Source organism: Bradyrhizobium sp. USDA 4353 (assembly GCF_054063215.1).
In genome coordinates, this window is sequence record NZ_JBSSGB010000001.1 from 3,948,116 (window position 1) to 3,965,505 (window position 17,390).

Below are 17,390 nucleotides of genomic sequence, written 5' to 3' on the forward strand. Positions count from 1 at the left end.
GTCGTCCGCATGCTGCGCGGGACTGAGCGCGGGACTCAGTGGCCATCTCTTAGTGTTGCCGGGAGTCAGCGCGGGCGTCGGGCTGACACGGGCAAAGCCGAAGACGTCTGCATTGCACCCCCAAAAGCGAAACGGAGGCCTCGCGGCCTCCGTTTGTTTGTTCATCGCTGCTTGGCTGCTCGCCATCCGCTACTCGTTCTTCGTCTCTCCCATCACGCCAGCCGGCCGGCGGCGTGGGCGAGGAGGGTGTAGACGAGGCCGGTCTCCGAGGTGAGCTGCGCGCGCAGCGCCTGCGGGTTGCGGTCGTCGCGGGCGACCTCGTCGAGCAGGCGCTCGAACTCGGTGATGTAGCGGTCGACCGTCTGCTTGAAGGTGCGGTCGGCGCGATACTTGCGGGCGACCTCGTCGAACGCCTTCTGGCCGGCGGGGGTGTAGAGCCGCTTGGAGAAGGCCTTGGTCTCGCCGCGCTGGTAGCGGTCCCACATCTCGGCGGCGAGCGTGCGGTCCATCAGCCGGGCGATGTCGAGCGACAGCGACTCCAGCGGATTGCCGGGCTGCTGCGCCGGCCCGCGGCCGCGCGGGGCGGGAGCCTGCGGCTGGCCGGCGGTGCTGCTGTCGGCGCGGTTGAGCAGGTCCGACAGCCAGTTGTCGCTGCGCTGGTCGGCGACCGGGCCCATCGGCGGCGCCTCGACCCGGCGCGGCTGTGGCGGCGGCGGGGCAGGCGGCTGCATGCCGAGATCCGGCGGCGGCAGGTTGGTGACGCTGGTCGCCGCGGATTCGCGCAGGCGCATGTCGGGACGGCCGCCGACCGCTGCGGCTGCCACCACCGGCACGACCGGCTCCTCTTGACGGATGACGGCGGCCGGCGCGGCAACCGGACGAGAGGCGCTGACGACGTCGAGGCCGCGGCCGTGATGGGCGACGATGCGGTTGAGCTCGGCCAGCGCCTCGATCTGGTCGACGATGACCTTGCGCATCTGCGCGGTGCTCTCGGCCGCCTCCTGCGGCATCTCCAGCACGCCGCGGCGCAGCTCGTTGCGGGTCGCATCGAGCTCGCGCTGCATCTCGGCCGTCATCTGCTTCATGCTCGAGACCAGCGAGGCGAACTTCTCCGCCGACTGCTTGAACATCGCATCGGCTTCCTGCGTGCTCTGCTGGTAGATCTCCTGCATCTGCGAGGTGGTGAGGCGACGCTCCTCCTCGGCATTGGCGCGGATGGCCTCGAACTGCCGGCTGAGCGCAGTCGAGCCGGCGCCCGCCGTCTCCGCCACCACGCGCGCGATGTCGCGCGCGCGCTCCTCGGCGGCCGCCAAGGACTCGTCGAGCAGGGTGGTGAAGCGCGTCAGGCGCTGGTCGAGATCGGCGGTGCGCAGGTCGATGGTGGTGACCAGCGATTCCAGCGTCGTCTTGCGGTCCGAGATCGACACGGTCGCGTCGCGGTTGCTCTGCTCGACGATGGCGGCGGCCTCGATCAGGGCCTTGCCATGGGCGTCGAACTGGCTCGACAGCGAGCTGAGATCCTCCAGCGCCCGCGACGTCTTGGAATTGAAGACGTTGAGCTGGTCTTCGAGGGTCTGCGTCGCCGTCCCGTTGCGCGAGGTGACATCGTTCATCGCGGTGACGAAATCGGCCACGCGGGCGACCAGCGCACGCTCGAGCGAGTTGAGGTTGTCGTGCGCTCCGGTCAGCACCTCCTGCAGCAGGATGTTGCCTTCGCGCAGACGCTCGAACAAAGCGACGGTGTCGGTGCGCAGGATCTTGCTCGTCTCCTGCATCTCGGTGACGGCCGCCACCGAGACCTGGCGCGACTGCTCGATCGCCGCACGCGAGGCCTGCTCGAGATCCTTCAGCGACTTGGTGATCGCCGTCGTCGCCATCTCGCCGGCCGAGGTGATGGTGCGGGCGACCTCGGAGCCGTTGCCGTTGACGGTGTGGGCGAAGGTCTGGCCGCGCACCTCGATCTGCTTCAGCGCCTCGGTGGTGACGCGATCGATCTCGATCGTGAGCTGGTTGGTCTTGGAGTTGAGCGTCTCGACCAGCGTACCGCGCTTGCCGTCGAGGAACTGCGACAGCCGCTCGGTCTGCTGCTGCACATAGGTGACGATCTCGTCGGTCTTGCCGGTCATCGCCGAGCCGAACGAATTGCCGGCGGCGAGCACGGAGCGCTCGATCTCGGTCGAGGTCGACTTGACGCGCGTGGAGACCTCGTTGGAGGCGGCGACCAGCGCACTCTGCGCGTTCAGCGCACTGCTCTGGATCGCATCCGTGGTGTTGGCCGCGACCGTGTTGATCGAGCGCTCGATCTCCGAGGAGATCGCCTTGAGCTGGCCGGCGGTGTCGGTGGAGGTCGCCGTCAGCACGCTCTGGGCCTCCCGCGCGCCGCCCACGATCACCGCGACCGACTCGGTCGTGGTCGTGGTCAGCAGCGCCTGGGCTTCGCGCGCGCTGCCGACCAAGGTCGCCGCCGTGTCCGCCGAGGTCGCGGTCAGCGACATCTGCGCCTGGCGTGCGCTGTTGAGGATCGAGGTCGCGGTGTCGGCGCCGACCGACGACAGCGTCCGCTCGACGTCCACCGCGAGCGACTTGACGTGCTCGGCCGCCTCGGTCGAGCTCGTGATCAGCTTGGACTGCACCTCGCGGGCGCTGTCGATGATCACGGTCGCGGTGGTGGTGCCGACCGCGGCCAGCGTCCGCTCGACATCGATCGCCAGCGACTTGACGTGGTCGGCGGCTTCGGTCGAGGCGCTGACGAGCTTGGACTGCACATCGCGTGCGCTGTCGACGATAACAGCCGCAGTGCTGGTGCCGACGGCCGCGAGCGTGCGCTCGACATCGGCGGCGAGCGACTTGACGTGGTTGGCCGCTTCCGAGGACGCGCTGATGAGGGTGGTCTGCGCCTCGCGGGCCCCGCCCGTGATCGCTTCCGCGGTGGTCGTTCCGGCGATCGACAGCGAGCGCTGCACGTCGACGGTCAGCGCCTTCACCTGCTCGGCCGCCTCATGCGAGGCCGCCAGCATGGCGCTCTGGGCTTCGCGGGCGCCGGCCGTGATCGTCTCGGCGGTCTCGGTGCCGGCTGACGTCAGCGAGCGCTGCACGTCGGCGGCGAGCGACTTCACGTGATCAGCCGCGTTGGAAGAGGCGGACACCAGCGTGTTCTGGACCTCGCGTGCGCCGGCGAGGATCGAGGCTGCGGTGGCCGAGCCGGCCGCCGTCAGAGCCTGCTCGACGTCGGTGGCGAGCGACTTGACGTGGGTGGCGGCGTCGGACGAGGCCGACACCAGGGTGTTCTGGACCTCGCGGGCGCCGGCGAGGATGGTGGCTGCGGTGGTCGAGCCGGCCGCCGTCAGCGTGCGCTCGACGTCTGCCGACAGCGACTTGATCTGCTCGGCGGTGTCGCTCGAGGCGGTGACGAGGGTGGTCTGAGCCTCGCGGGCGCTGGAGAGGATCGAATTGGCTGCCGTGTTGCCGGCATCGGTGAGGGCGCGCTCGACCTCGGCCGAGGTGGTCTTCAGCTGCGCGCCGACATCGGTCGAGACGGTGAGCAGCGCCTGCTGCGCGGTGCGCGCCCCGGTTTGGATGGTCTCGCTGGTGTTGACCACGAGGTTGGTCAGCGAGCGCTCGGCGTCCTCGACATGCGACTTGATGCTGGCCGACAGCAGCTCGGCGCGGGTCATCAGCTCGTCGCTGGCCTGGCGGCCGCTGCTCTCGATGCGGCCGGCAACGGCCTCGACGCGCGAGCCGAGCAGGTCCTCGAACTGCGAGACACGGTGGTCGATCTCGGTGGCGATCGAGCCGACGCGCGTCTCGATGCCCTGGTGGATGTCCTGGAAGCGGGCAGTGACGGCTTCGGTCAGCTCGAAGCTGCGGCCGTCGATGATGTTCGACAGGCTGACGATGCGCGCATCGATCGCCTCCAGCGCCTTGTCGGTGCCGTCGGTGAGCGAGGAGGTGAGGATGTTGAGGCGGGAGTCGATCGACTGGATCGCCTGCGCCGAGCCCTCTGTCAGTGACGAGGTCAGCACGGTCAGGCGCGAGTCGATCGCGTGCAGCACCTGGGCTGCGCCGTCGGTCAACGAGTTCGACAGCGTGCCAAGCCGGCCCTCGATGGTCGAGGTCACCGAGGTCGTGCGGCTGTCGAAGCTCTCCTCGAGCGTCTTGAGGCGGCCCCCGACGGTGTCGTCGAACGACTTGATCTTCGAATCCAGCGAGGAATCGAACGTGGTGATGCTGGCCTGCAGATTGGTCTCGAACTGGTTCAGCCGCTGGTCCAGCGTCGCCGTGATCTCGCCGCTGTTGGACGACAGCCGGGTGTCGAACGTGTCGACATAGCTCTTGAGATTGTCCGAGATCTCCTGGGTCCGCTGCCCCATGCGCTCGACGATCTCGCCGCCATAGGTCTTCACGGTGCGATCGAACTCGGTGATGTGCCGGGTGATCAGCGCGCCCAGGGTCGAGCTGTCACGCGCGAAGCGCTCGGCGAGCTCGGTGCCCTGGTTCTTCACCAGCTCATCGAACGCGCTGATCTGCATCGACAGCGTGTCGTGGGTGCTCTCGGTCTGGCTGACGACCTTGGCGACCAGCGAGTTCACGGTCGCGTCCAGCGACTCGCTCGCCTTCTCGCCGGAGGTGACGATGTGGCCGGACAGGCGCTGGCTCGCCTCGTCGATCTTGGTGACGAGATCGCCGCTGCGCAGCTCGAGCTCGAGCAGCAGCGAGTCACCGGAGGCCTTCAGTGAATCGTGGACCTGCTCGGTGCGCACCGAGATGCCGTCGACGATCGCCGCCGTGCGCTGCTCGAACTCGTTGGTGATGCGGTCGATGCGCTCGTTGAGCATCTCGTGGACGCGGTCCGACAGGTCGGCGAACTCGTCGTGGACGTGGCCGGTCTTGAAGTTGAGGCTGGTGGTCAGGCGCTCGGAGGCGTCGAGCACCGCGCGGGTGGTCTCGGCGCTGGCCTCCTCGAGACGATCGAGCAGGTCGCCGCCGCGCTCGCCGAGCGCGAGGATCATGTTGTCGCCGGCGTTGCTGAGTGCCGCCGTGATGTGGGCGCCGCGCTCTTCCAGAGCGCCGGTGATGCTCTTGGCGACCTCGTCGACGCGCGAGGCGATCGCATCCGAGATCAGCGCGATGTCGTGGCGCAGGTCGATCTGCACGCCCGAAATGGCGCTGCGGACCTGCTCGGCCTGGCCGACCAGGTTGTCGCGCTGATGCGCGATGTCCTGGAGCAAAGCGCGGATGCGGACCTCGTTGTCGCTATAGGCGCGCTCGAGCGCCGCGACCTCGTTGGCGACCAGCATTTCGAGCTCGCCCGCGCGCGCGATCGCACGCTCGACGCCGTCGCCCATCGCCGCGACCTCGCGGCGGATGGCCTGGCCGACGGTGACGATGGAATCGCTGACGGCGCCCTCGGGCTCGGAGAAGCGGATGGCGACCTGGGCCATCGACTGCGCGATCATGCGCAGCTCCTGGCCGCGCCAGGCGAGGCTCGCCAGGAAATAGAACAGCAGCACCGGCGCAAAGAACACGGCGGCAAGGCCGGCGAGCACGAGCGCGCCGCCGCTCTGGCCGATCAGCGCCTGCAGCGACGGCAGAAAGCCGATCGTGAGTAGCACGCAGCCGACGATCCAGATGCCGGCAAAGGCGGTCGCGAGCGTATAGACCCCACGCGACGGGCGACCCTTCTGGATCGCCTGCAGCAGCTGGCCGATGGTCTCGCGGTCGTCATTAGCCGGACGCCGCTTGGCGAGCGGCGGGGGCTCGATCTCGTCCAGGCTGCGGTTATCGACGCCCGGACGGTTCTCAAAGGAATCGAACGCCGATCCGCCGGTCGGCATGACCGGCGGAGCCCCGTCAGCGCGGACCGGGCCCTGGGTCTCCGCGGGCGCGGACGTGTCGCTGATGTTCAAAGCCTCCTGAATGGCGGACAGCGCAACTTCAGTCGGGTCTTTGACCTTTTTGGGGGTGTTCGCCATGTTGAGTCCGAGCCCTCGTCTTAATTTCGTTCCGGCAAGCCGCGTACGAGTACCCCCTCGCCGCGCTCGAACCGGACGTCATCCCTCGCAGGCACCAGGGGTGGCAAATTCCGCCGGGTGACCCACTCCATCCGGGGATCATCCTATTGGCTGTGCCTGTTGAAAGAAATGGCCGTGGTTAAGAGATTCTTAATCATCGTTAACAGCAGCCGCCGTTAACCTTTTGAAGTTCTGCGAATTCCCGTTTCCGCCGCGATTAGGGCGGAGCCGGGCCCAAATCACGGCAAACCCGCGGCAATCGCCTGGTAACGATACATTAACCATTGTTGTGCTTGGGTTACCACAGGGGCGCGCGGAGCGTGCCCATCGGACCGGATAGCCGCCATGATTCCCGACCTGTCACGGATCGAATGGATGCCCTCGCCACCGCTGGTGCCCGATGACGGGCCGATCAGCCTCGACCTTCTCAGGCGGATGACCCTCGGCGACAGCGCGCTCGAGCGCGAAGTGCTCGAAATGTTCTCCAGCCAGGCCGTTCGCCTGCTGGAGCGGCTGCAGGTGATGCCTGAGGATGCGGCGACCGTCGCCCACACGCTCAAGGGCTCCGCCCGTGCGATCGGCGCGCTCGACGTCGCCGACGCCGCCGAGGGCCTGGAGACCGCGTTGCAGGCCGGCGATCCGGCCGATGCGCTGGCCTGGCTCGCCACCGCCGTGGCGCAGGCGCGCGCGGCCATTTCGGACATGCTGGGCGCGGCCTGAGCCGCCATCCACGGCACTAGCGCGGAGCAGGGCGGTCCGTTATAGGACAGCCCGACCTCATTCCCTGCGCAGCACGAGCACACATGGCCAAGATCACCTTTGTCGACCACACCGGCGAATCCCGAACCGTTGACATCGAGAACGGCGCGACCGTGATGGAAGCGGCGATCCGCAACGCCATTCCGGGCATCGAGGCCGAATGTGGCGGCGCCTGTGCCTGTGCGACCTGCCATGTCTATGTCGACGAAGCCTGGCGCGAGAAGGTCGGCCCGCCGACCCCGATGGAAGAGGACATGCTCGATTTCGGCTACGACGTCCGCCCGAACTCGCGCCTCGCCTGCCAGATCAAGGTCTCCGACGAGCTCGACGGCCTGGTCGTCGCGACCCCCGAGCGTCAGGCCTGATCTTTCGCCTCTCGCAGGCATTCTCGCCACCTTCAGACTGTCGCCGCCCGGCCTCAAGCCGGGGGCGCTGCGATCGTCACACCGCGGCGGACCCAGGGCTGTAGCGCCGCGATCAGCTTCGGCGTCAGCGGCGCCGGCTTGCGCGTTACCTCGTCGATCAGCACCATCACCGCCGTGGCCGAGGCCACGCAGCGCCCGTCCGAGAACACGACCTGCTCGCAGGTCACCGACGTTCGCCCCAGCTTCACCACGCCCAGACCTAGCTCGATCGTACCCGGCCAGCGCAGCTCGGCGCGGAAATGCATGTCGAGCCGCACCATGATCCAGGCCAGCCCCTCCTGTGTGAGGCCATGGCGCGGGTCCTTCATCAGCGTCACCCGGCCGGTCTCGAAATAGGTCGCATAGACAGCGTTGTTGACGTGCTGGTTGGGGTCGAGATCGCCGAAACGGACATTGTCCGCGAGGTGGTAGGGGAAGTCCTCGAGCCGTGGCGCGTGGTCGTGGCGGGCCGTCTCTGTCACCGATTGATCTCCATCATTCCGTCGTCCCTTCAAACCTCGCTAGGCTTGATGCTGCAAGCGGCGGGCGCCGCGGACGGCCGGCTTTTGTGCCTTCCCTGCGACCGCCCCGTTGGCTACAAATTCGGAACCGCCATCTGCCGCCATCCTCCGAGCGGCGCCTCCAACGAGAAGAGCGACATGAGTGAAGCGATCAAGACCGATGTGCTGATCATTGGCGCGGGCCCCTGCGGACTGTTCGCCGTATTCGAACTGGGGCTGCTCGACATCAAGGCGCATCTGATCGACATCCTCGACAAGGTCGGCGGGCAGTGCGCCGAGCTCTATCCGGAGAAGCCGATCTACGACATTCCGGGCGTGCCGATGGTGACGGGGCAGGGCCTCACCGATCAGCTTATGGAGCAGATCAAGCCGTTCAGCCCGACCTTCCATCTCGGCGAGATGGTCGCGAGCGTCGAGAAGATCGGCGATCCCGGCTTCCGCGTCACGACCGATGCCGGCAAGGTGTTCGAGTGCAAGGTCGTGGTGATCGCCGCCGGTGGCGGCTCGTTCCAGCCGAAGCGTCCGCCGGTGCCGGGCATCGAGGCCTATGAAGGCACCTCGGTGTTCTATGCCGTGCGCAAGATGGAGCAGTTCCGCGACAAGAACGTCGTGATCGTTGGCGGCGGCGACTCCGCGCTCGACTGGACGCTCAACCTGCATCCGCTTGCCAAGCGCATCACGCTGATCCATCGCCGCGACGACTTCCGCGCCGCGCCGCATAGCGTCGAGCAGATGCGCGCACTTGTCGCAGGCGGCAAGATGGACCTGCGCATCGGCCAGGTCACCGCGCTCGAAGGCGCCAACGGTCAGTTGTCGGCCGCGACGATCAAGGGCAACGACAATGCGGTCGAGACCATCCCTTGCGAGATGATGCTGCCGTTCTTCGGACTGACGATGAAGCTCGGACCCGTTGCTGATTGGGGCATCGCGCTCGAGAACAATCTCATCCCGGTCGAGACCTCGGCGTTCGAAACCTCCGTGCCCGGCATCTTCGCCATCGGCGACATCAACACCTATCCGGGGAAGATCAAGCTGATCCTGTGCGGCTTCCACGAGGGCGCGCTGATGGCGCAGAAGGCGCACCGCTACGTCTATCCGGAGAAGCGGCTGGTGTTCCAGTACACGACGTCGTCGTCGAGCCTGCAGAAGAAGCTCGGCGTCAACTAATTTGTCGGCGGTGTGGAACTTTTCGCCGCAGCACCAACTCAAATGTGAAGAAATGTTTCCTGCGCGTGCCGGTTTCACCGGCGCGCCAGACCTGTTATGGGCTGGAACGATGCACGAAACGGCCGTACTGTGCGGCCATTCATTTTGTGACTTGGTCAAGGTGAGATGATGATGCGCAACGCGTTTCCCCGACTTCGGCTGCTGCCTGCTGTGACGACGCTCGCGCTCGGCGCGCTCGTCGCAGGCGGTGCGCTGCTGACGCGGCCGGCGCTGGCAGCAGAGCCGACCGCGGCCGGGCTGTGGCAGAAGGTCGAGGATGGCCGTCCCGTCGGCTGGTTTCTCTTCATCGATCATGACGGCGTGTTCGAAGGCGTAATCGCCAAGACGTTTCCGCGTCCCGGCGACAATCCCAACGAGGTCTGCTCGAAGTGCACCGACGACCGCAAGAACGCGCCGATCGTCGGCATCTCCTTCGTGCGCGACATGAAGCGCGAAGGCTTGAAGTACGAAGGCGGCAACGTCCTCAATCCGCGCGACGGTAACATCTGGAAGGCCAACATGCGGGTCACCCCGGATGGGCAGTCGCTGATCCTGCACGGCTATCTCGGCATCTCGCTGTTCGGCAAGGACGAGACCTGGACGCGTCTGCCGGATACCAACATGGCGCAGATCGATCCTGCGATCCTGGCCAAATATCTGCCGGCGCAGGCGACGACCGCCACCGCTCCGGCGACGAAGCAGGCGCCGATGATGAAGAAGCCGGCGGCGGTGAAGTAGTTCGTGGTCGAGTGGCTGATGCGTCCGCATCGCTCATAGACGTCGTGTCGCGATCTCGCGGCGCGTGGTGCCCGAGCTTTAACCTGAGCTGAGCGGTCGCCACTTACGATCCGAAGATAGTAACTCCGTCATGCCCGGGCTTGTCCCGGGCATCCACGTCGCTCTCAGCATGTCGACCGACGTGGATGGCCGGCACAAGCCCGGCCATGACGACGTGGAGAATCATTGGGCGCAAAGCTTCTATCGTCATTTGCGATAGCGCTGTTGTGTGGTGAGGGGCCGCTGAGCGCTTTGCAGCTATTGCTGCACGCCACCCGCCGGCGGCAGCGGTTGGCTCGAAATGCTCGGCTCGGCTGCGTCGAGGTTGAGCACCTCGGCGGCGGCCGGGAATGCGGCATCGGCCATCGCGGCGTGGCCCTCGGCGGTCGGATGCACGGCGCCGCCATAGACGGCCGACAGCACGCCCCAGCTTGCATCGTGGATGTCGGCCGGCTGCATCGCCGCCGGCAGCCCCTGGGGATAGGTCATCGCCGAAAAGTAGCTGTCATTGGCGTCGCGGATCCAGCGCGCGCGCGGCAGATAGGGGCGATATTCGCTGGCGCCGCGGCCGCACAGCAAGGGCTCGTTGGCGGCGGAGACGATGCTGGCATCGAAGCTCTCGCCATTGGCGGCGAAGCATTCGCGGTCGAACGGCGGATCCTGCGGCGAGCGCGCGCAGAAGCCGTGCTGCGCGAAGGCCGGCTGATGCGCATCGACGAAGGTCATGCGCTCGGTGCGAGGATCGCGGCACAGCACGCCCGCCGTGCACTGCGCGAGGCCGCGCAGTGCGGGCAGGAACTCGTTCTCGACGAAGCCTGCGACATTGGCGAGCCGCTGCGGATTGGCATTGAACGAGGGATGCACCTCGAAGCCGGCGGGGCCGCCAGGGCAGGGCGTGCCCGGGCCGCTCAGCGCCGGGTTGCCGTAGGAGGTGTAGATCACGTGCGAGAGATCGCCGACCATCGGCTTGAGCGCATCGCGCAGCTTGGCGAAGCCGCGCGGCAGATCGCGCGCGAGCTCGCCGCGGGACTCATCGACCGAGCCGATCACGCCGGAGCGCTTGAACAAGGTCCGTTCGGTCGCGGTGTCGACGATGACGTCGGCCACGAGGCCGGAGAAGTTGATGTCGTTGGCGCCGATCGACAGCAGCACCAGGTCGAGACGTCGATCCGGCTGGCGGCGCTGGGCGGCGGTCAGCGCCTCGCGCAACTCGCCGAGCTGGCCGTTGACGCCGCCGGCGCAGGTGGTCTGCGAGCGGCCCGGCAGGCACTCACGCGCGCGCTGGCTGCCGAACAGGCCGTCTGCGATGGTCGCGCCGGTGCAGGCGAGCGGGAGATAGGTGATCGCGACATGCGGATAGCGCACCGCGAGCGCCAGCGCCGTGCGGGTCTGATAGCTGTAGAGCGAGCGGTGGCAGGCGGCATTGAGCCACACCGCGCTGTGCTTCTGCCAGTTCTGCAACGTGTCCGGCGCCTCGCAGGCGCGGCCGCCTTTGAAGCCGGCGCGGCTCGGGCGATAATATTGCGCAGTGGGGCCGCCGAGATAGGAGCGGAAGCAGAAGCCTTCATCGGCAAGCGCGATCGGCCGGTCCGGATTGCCCTCGCCGGAGGCGATGCTGTCGCCGAGCCCGGCGATGAGAACGTCGCGGACCTGGATCCCGGTGGAGACCTGCCGCGCGCCTTCCGGGCTGGTGACGTCGACCCGGGCGACTGTCTCGCGGCCGTAGCGGACGCGCAGATTGACCGGCTCGGCGCAGTCGAAGGTGGAGGTCTGCGGCCCGTCGCCATCGTCGAACGACCAGGCACAGGTGGCGCCGACCGGCACCGGGCCGGTGAGGCGAACCGTGACCGGATGGTCGATCGGCGTCAGATAGCTTTCCCTGACGTTGTCGCGGGTGCACGGCTCGTTGACGCGGCCGGCGAGGTCGATGCACAGCCGGTTGACGATATTGCGTGCCCAGCCTCGGCCGTCGCTCTGGATGCCCAGGGCCTGCTCGGCGGCCAGGATCGAGCGGTCGCGCGTGCTCTCGACATGCAGCAGGAAGTCGCGCTCCTCGCGGAACAGGCGGAAGCGGTTGCGCACCTCCCAGCTGATCTGCAGCTGCGGCGATGAGCCGAACTGCGCAGCCGCCGGGCTGGCAGCGAGGGGAGCGAGCAGGCCGGCCAGCACGCAGGCGGCGAGCAGCGGACGAAGGGACATGGGGCTCATACGCAAGGATTCACGTCAGCGATGGGGCGGAAATAAGAGGACGCCGCGCGAGTTCAACCGGGTCAAAGGTCGAACGCGTGCGCTGTCTGGCGAAAGATCGTCGGCTCAGCCGTGTGATCGGCCCAGGGATCAACTCAGGGATCAACTCAAGGATCAACCCTGGGAGTGGCGCTTGATCCGCTGCGGGACGGCCGCGGGGGCGGTTGCGGCCGCGCGCTTGGCGGCGATCTCGTCGGAGACGGCGGTCTGCAGCCGGCGGCGTTCCTGCCACGGCTTGACGACATTGAGCCAGAGCTCCCGTACGCCCATGATCGAGATCGCCGTGGCGAAGGGGATCACGAAATACAGCACGCGGAATACGAGCAGGGTGGCGAGCAGCTGCTCACGGCCGAACTGCGGCAGCGCCACGAGCATCGCGGCGTCGAACACGCCGAGGCTGCCGGGCGCATGGCTGGCGAAGCCGAGCAGGGTGGCGAGGATGAACACCACCGACAGCGACAGGAAGTCGATCGGCGGATTCGAGGGCACCAGCAGGTACATCGCCAGCGCGCAGAAGCCGAGATCGACGACGCCGATCAGGATCTGCACCACCGTCAGCGGCGCGGAGGGCAGCACCACCTTCCAGCCGTTCTGGCCGAGCTGGCGGCGGTTCTTGCCGGCGTAGAGCCAGCCGAGATAGGCGAAGATGGCACCGAGGATGCCGATCGCGATTAGCTGGTTCACCGCCGGCGGCAACTGGTCCATCGCGGTGGCGGCCGCCGGATGCAGGGTCATGCCGATGCCGAGCACGAACAAATTGCCGAGCCAGAAGGTCAGTCCCGACAGGAAGCAGATCTTGGCGACGTCGATCGCCGACAGCCCGTAGTCCGAATAGATCCGGAATCGGATCGCGCCGCCCGTGAACACGGTGGCGCCGATGTTGTGGCCGATCGAATAGCTGGTGAAGGCGCTCATCGCCGCGATGCGATAGGGGACGTGCTTCTTGCCGATCGTTCGCAGCGCAAAATAATCATAGAAGGTCAGCGTGCAGAACGCGCCGACCACACACAAGGCCGCGAGCGCGATGTGACCGGGGGGAATCTCGGTCAGCGCCGTCAGGATGACGCCGCCGTCGACGCCCTTCAAGGTGCGCACGAGCGTGGTGATCGCGAAGGCGATGATCGCAAGGCTCGCTGCAATCCCCAGCCGCTTCCAGCCGATCCATTTCTTGAAGCCACGCGACAACGTGGTCAGCAGGCGCTGCATTCATCCTCCCGGCGGGGCGGCACTTGGGTCTGGAACACTTGGGTCTGGAACACTTGGGTCTGGAAAAGGAAAGAAACCATTGGTCGATGAGGGCGGGCAATCCGTGACAGCCTGTTCCTTAAGCTAAAACGTGCGCCTTGTGCAGTCCTTGACACAGCGCAGCTCCGGGTTCGCTTTGCGGGTCTGTCACACTCCAGTCACATAGCTGAGAGGCGGTCGCCTCAGTTCGGTCCAATTGGTTACCCGCGCAGGCTGATGCAACGGCGATGATCGAAACGTGTCGCCGGCATCGGGAGTTCCGAGCCGCATCGGCCACAAGTCCCGGAACAACCCCTCCCACAGCCGGTTAGCCGCGGGCGAAGCGAACATGGCCACGTCAGGTCGGGCGGGGACCCCGCCATGTTCCCAACCATGAGAACAGGTGGCAAATGGGACTCTTCACCAAGGACATCAAGACGATGAACGACCTGTTCGTTCATCAGCTGCAGGACATCTATTACGCCGAGAACCAGCTCATCAAGGCGCTGCCAAAGATGGCTGACAAGGCCACTGATCAGCAGCTCAAGCAGGGCTTTCTGACGCATCTGGAAGAGACGCGCACGCATGTGAAGCGGCTGGAGCAGGTGTTCGAGATGCAGGGCATTGCGGCCAAGGCGGTGGATTGCCCGGCGATCGACGGCATCATCGAGGAGGCCGAGGAGGTTGCCGGCGAGGTCGCCGACAAGACCGTGCTGGATGCTGCGCTGATCAATGCCGGCCAAGCGGCCGAGCATTACGAGATCACCCGCTATGGCAGCCTGATCGCCTGGGCCAAGCAGCTCGGCCGCAGCGACTGCGCCGCCGTGCTGCAGAAGACGCTCGACGAGGAGAAGGCGACCGACATGAAGCTGACCAAGCTCGCCGAGACCAGCGTCAATCTGCGCGCCGCTAGCTGACGTCTGCACCACTGATGAGGCAAAACGCCGCGCCTCCCGCGCGGCGTTTTCGATGCGAAGGTCAGCTCTTTCTCAGCGCAAAGTTGGCGCCGCAGAACGCCATCAGCGCGCCGAGGCAGAGCGCGGCGAGGCCGGCCAGCACGCCGGCCGCGGACGGCACCGGGCTCGGTCCGGAGATCGCCTGGCCGATGCCGGCCAGCATGAGCACGCCGACCACGACGAGGAAGTTGCGGGCGCGCTGCGGAATCTCGCCGGAGACGGCGCTGTGCATGATGTTGGCGATGAAATAGCCGCTATAGAAGCCGACGGTCGCGATCAGCCACCAGGCGATCGCCGAGCCCGCCGGCATGAACGCGCCCTCACTCTGCCAGAGGCCGCCGAGATCGAGCCCGTAGCGCGCGCCGAGCATGTGCACGGCCAGCGCCAGCAGCACGCCCGCGGCCATGGCGCCAGCGAGGATCAGGTGGCGGGGAAAATGGATCGTTTCGCTCATGCCCCGTTTGTAGGATAAGGCGCGTGACCTTCGCAACAGGACCGAGCCATTTCCGAGACTCTCACCACCGACGACGCCGTCATCAGCTACGCCTACAAGGCGTCGCTGATCGGCGCCGCGCAAGCCTTCGAGCTGACGGAGCAGGGCCTTTCGTGGCGGTTCGCCGGCCGCGGCGGGCTCTGGCCATACGCCGAGATCGCCGCGATCCGGCTGTCGTTCCGGCCGGTGTCGATGCAGGCCAAGCGTTTCCGCGCCGATATCACCCACCGTGATGGCCGTCGGCTGAGCGTCATCTCGACGTCCTGGCAGACCGCCACCCTGATGGCGCCGCAGAGCGAGGCGTACCGTGCCTTCATCCTGGCGCTGCATGCGCGGCTCGCCGCCAGCGGCAGCACGGCGCAGCTCAGCGCAGGCCTCGGCCGCATCACCTACGGCGCGGCGCTCGGCGCGATCGCGCTGTTTGCTGTTGCGATGGCCGACCTCCTGGTGCGGGCGCTGATCATAGCCGAGTGGACGGGCGCGCTGTTCCTGATCGGCTTCGCCGCGATGTTCGCCTGGTATGTCGGCGGCTTCATCACCCGCAATCAGCCGCGCAGCTACACGTTCGCGGACATTCCGGCCGCGCTGCTGCCGTGATCACGGCGTGACATGGTCGGTGTTCGAAAGTGACCGCGCGCCCCGTTTGGCCGTGCGAGGATGGTCAGCCGCTCTCGGAGATGGATGATGCAGGACCGCGCGCACCGTCTGCCCGATGCTGATGAGATCGCCGCGATCAATGCGCGGCATTTCGCCGACACGCCGCTGCGGCCGGCCGATCTCCTGTTCGTGTTCGGCACCCGTGTCGAGGAGGAGCTGCGCGCCGAGACCGCGGCCTTGCTGTGGCACCAGGGCTATTTCCGCCACGCCATCGTCAGCGGCGGCGTGACGCCGGGCGGAGATCTGTCGGAGTGCACGCTGATCAAGGCCGCCATGGTCAGGCGCGGCGTGCCCGCCGAGCGCATCCTCGAGGAGCACCAGGCGACGAACACCGGCGAGAACGTCCTGTTCGCGCTGCCGGTGATCGACGCCGCGCTCGGTCTCGCCAACATCGAAACCGTGATTTGCCTCGGCAATAGCTGGACCGCGCGGCGCTATGCGATGACGGTGCAGCGGCATTGGCCTGAGGTCGAGAAGATGCTGCTGACGGTCGATAGTTTCGGTGTGCCGCGCCATCTGTGGCACACGCATCCGGAGTTTCGCCGCCGCGTGCTGAGCGAATGGGACAAGATCGAGCCGTACAAGGCAATGGGCTTCATTGCGGAGTGGCCGTGATAGTTTGTAGGGTGGGCAAAGACATCGTGCGGCGTAAGCCGCGCGATGGCGTGCCCACCGAAAGATTTCTCAGCGAAAGACGGTGGGCACGGCGCGATCAGGCTGTCGGGACTAATAAGTTTATCCGGGCGCGCCTTTGCCCACCCTACGAATCAGAACTTCCAGCGCGCCGTCAGATACAGCGCCCTCTCCCCTTGCGGGAGAGGGCATGTACGGCCTATCCATTCACTCGATTGGGTGAGGGGTATGTCTCCGCGAACTGCGCTCGTGGAGAGATACCCCTCACCCAACCGAGCTTGCGGAACGTTCCTACATGCCCTCTCCCGCAAGGGGAGAGGGCGCAGTCATGAGCACCGGCTTATCGGCTGAGATCCAAAACACTGCGGTCATGCTCGATAGCTGCTAGGGCCTCACCACCAGCACCGAACACTTCGCGTAGCGCACGACATGCCCGGCATTGCTGCCGAGGAAATAGGTCCGCATCGCCGGGCGGTGCGAGGTCATGACGATCAGGTCGGCCTTGACCTTGGCCGCTTCCTCCAGAATCTCATGATAGATGCCGCCTTGGCGAACCGTGTAGCTGATGCGCTCGGTGGGGATGCCGGACTCCCGCGCCACGATCGACAGCGCCTCCTCGGCGGTCTCGCGCTGCTGCGCGTCGAAATCGGCCGGCACGTATTCGGCGAGCATCACCGGGGTCATCGGCATCACGTTGAGCAGATGCACGGTGCCCTGCCACGTCTCCGCCAAGGTGGCGGCTGTCGCGATCGCGGGCTTGGCTAGGTCGGTGTCGGCCAGATCGATGGGAACCAGGATCGATTTGAACATCGCGAGGCCTCCTGTTCGGTCCGCCGCATTACGCGTCGGCCGCCTCAGCCTGTCAATCGACCGAGCCCTGCTTGAGCAGCTTCGGCGTGACGAAGGCCAGCAGATGGCCGCGCGCGAAGCTGACATCGCCCCAATCATCGGTGTCGAAGTCGAAGATGGCGAGGCCCGATGTCGGCATGTTGCGCATCAGCTCCTGGCGGGCGTCGGCATCGCCCTGGCCGATCAGCGCCAGCGCCAGCTCGTGCATGCCGGGATTGTGGCCGACGACCAGCAGCCGCTTGGGATCGAACGCGGCGGCGAGGCGGATCTGATGCAGGATCTGCATCGGCTCGGCGGCGTAGAGCTCCGGCACGGATTCGACCTGCGGGGCGACGATACGGTCCTGCATCGCCGCCAGCGCGAGCTCCCAGGTCTGCTGCGCCCGCACGGCGGTCGAGACCAGCACGAGCTCCGGCCCCGGCGGGTGGCTCGCGATGAAGTCGCCGGTCATGGCGGCATCCTGGTGCCCGCGCTCGTCGAGACGGCGGTCCTGGTCGCGGCCCGAGGGCGCGTCAGTCTCGGTCTTGGCGTGGCGCAGCAGCATCAATCGGCGCATGGATTCCGGTCTCGAATCGGTCAGGATGGATCAGGCTGTACCACGTCTCTTTATCGCCATTAAAAGCGTCATGACGTCCGGCACAGGGTTCGCTAAG

At 66.7% G+C, this 17,390-nt stretch carries 14 protein-coding genes; 7 read left to right on the forward strand and 7 right to left on the reverse strand.

The window, feature by feature from the left end; all coding sequences use genetic code 11:
- Positions 1-212 precede the first annotated feature (212 nt).
- Positions 213-5,972 carry an apolipoprotein A-IV repeat region-like domain-containing protein gene (locus ACVILH_RS17640; protein WP_456714022.1) on the reverse strand — a complete coding sequence of 1,920 codons (5,760 nt, stop codon included), beginning with the start codon at positions 5,970-5,972 and terminating at the stop codon, positions 213-215.
- 384 nt (positions 5,973-6,356) lie between these two features.
- Between ACVILH_RS17640 and ACVILH_RS17645 the strand changes: the two genes are divergently transcribed.
- Both ACVILH_RS17645 and ACVILH_RS17650 read left to right on the forward strand, forming a co-directional pair.
- Positions 6,357-6,731 (forward strand): Hpt domain-containing protein, encoded by a 375-nt coding sequence (locus tag ACVILH_RS17645; protein WP_456714023.1) that lies wholly within the window; start codon positions 6,357-6,359, stop codon positions 6,729-6,731.
- An 83-nt stretch (positions 6,732-6,814) separates the two neighbouring features.
- Positions 6,815-7,135: a 2Fe-2S iron-sulfur cluster-binding protein gene (locus tag ACVILH_RS17650; RefSeq protein ID WP_012028715.1), complete on the forward strand. Its 321-nt coding sequence runs from the start codon at positions 6,815-6,817 to the stop codon at positions 7,133-7,135.
- 53 nt (positions 7,136-7,188) lie between these two features.
- Here ACVILH_RS17650 and ACVILH_RS17655 read toward each other — a convergent pair whose 3' ends face one another.
- Complete coding sequence (locus ACVILH_RS17655; RefSeq protein ID WP_456714024.1) at positions 7,189-7,656, reverse strand: acyl-CoA thioesterase; 468 nt, start codon at positions 7,654-7,656, stop codon at positions 7,189-7,191.
- 177 nt (positions 7,657-7,833) lie between these two features.
- Between ACVILH_RS17655 and ACVILH_RS17660 the strand changes: the two genes are divergently transcribed.
- Both ACVILH_RS17660 and ACVILH_RS17665 read left to right on the forward strand, forming a co-directional pair.
- Positions 7,834-8,862 carry an NAD(P)/FAD-dependent oxidoreductase gene (locus ACVILH_RS17660; RefSeq protein ID WP_456714025.1) on the forward strand — a complete coding sequence of 343 codons (1,029 nt, stop codon included), beginning with the start codon at positions 7,834-7,836 and terminating at the stop codon, positions 8,860-8,862.
- 171 nt (positions 8,863-9,033) lie between these two features.
- Complete coding sequence (locus ACVILH_RS17665) at positions 9,034-9,639, forward strand: DUF2147 domain-containing protein (protein WP_456714026.1); 606 nt, start codon at positions 9,034-9,036, stop codon at positions 9,637-9,639.
- A 297-nt stretch (positions 9,640-9,936) separates the two neighbouring features.
- Here the strand turns inward: ACVILH_RS17665 and ACVILH_RS17670 are convergent, their stop codons facing one another.
- Positions 9,937-11,886 (reverse strand): hypothetical protein, encoded by a 1,950-nt coding sequence (locus tag ACVILH_RS17670; protein WP_456714027.1) that lies wholly within the window; start codon positions 11,884-11,886, stop codon positions 9,937-9,939.
- 153 nt (positions 11,887-12,039) lie between these two features.
- Entirely contained in the window at positions 12,040-13,131 is a 1,092-nt protein-coding gene (locus ACVILH_RS17675) for a lysylphosphatidylglycerol synthase transmembrane domain-containing protein (RefSeq protein ID WP_456714028.1), read from the reverse strand.
- Between the two features lie 428 nt (positions 13,132-13,559).
- On the opposite strand from ACVILH_RS17675, the gene ACVILH_RS17680 reads away from it, so the two are divergent.
- The gene (locus ACVILH_RS17680; protein WP_006609843.1) at positions 13,560-14,066 is read left to right on the forward strand and encodes a YciE/YciF ferroxidase family protein; all 507 of its coding nucleotides are present in this window, start codon (positions 13,560-13,562) and stop codon (positions 14,064-14,066) included.
- A gap of 61 nt (positions 14,067-14,127) precedes the next feature.
- Here ACVILH_RS17680 and ACVILH_RS17685 read toward each other — a convergent pair whose 3' ends face one another.
- Entirely contained in the window at positions 14,128-14,559 is a 432-nt protein-coding gene (locus tag ACVILH_RS17685; protein ID WP_456714029.1) for a hypothetical protein, read from the reverse strand.
- A gap of 48 nt (positions 14,560-14,607) precedes the next feature.
- On the opposite strand from ACVILH_RS17685, the gene ACVILH_RS17690 reads away from it, so the two are divergent.
- A complete protein-coding gene (locus tag ACVILH_RS17690) occupies positions 14,608-15,195 on the forward strand; it encodes a hypothetical protein (protein WP_456717012.1) in 588 nt (195 codons plus the stop codon).
- Between the two features lie 87 nt (positions 15,196-15,282).
- The gene (locus tag ACVILH_RS17695) at positions 15,283-15,870 is read left to right on the forward strand and encodes a YdcF family protein (RefSeq protein WP_456714030.1); all 588 of its coding nucleotides are present in this window, start codon (positions 15,283-15,285) and stop codon (positions 15,868-15,870) included.
- Between the two features lie 402 nt (positions 15,871-16,272).
- Here ACVILH_RS17695 and ACVILH_RS17700 read toward each other — a convergent pair whose 3' ends face one another.
- Together ACVILH_RS17700 and ACVILH_RS17705 are read right to left on the reverse strand one after the other, a co-directional pair.
- The gene (locus ACVILH_RS17700; RefSeq protein WP_456714031.1) at positions 16,273-16,698 is read right to left on the reverse strand and encodes a universal stress protein; all 426 of its coding nucleotides are present in this window, start codon (positions 16,696-16,698) and stop codon (positions 16,273-16,275) included.
- Between the two features lie 52 nt (positions 16,699-16,750).
- On the reverse strand, positions 16,751-17,293 hold the full coding sequence (locus ACVILH_RS17705) for a SixA phosphatase family protein (RefSeq protein ID WP_456714032.1): 543 nt from the start codon (positions 17,291-17,293) through the stop codon (positions 16,751-16,753).
- Between the last annotated feature and the right edge of the window lie 97 nt (positions 17,294-17,390).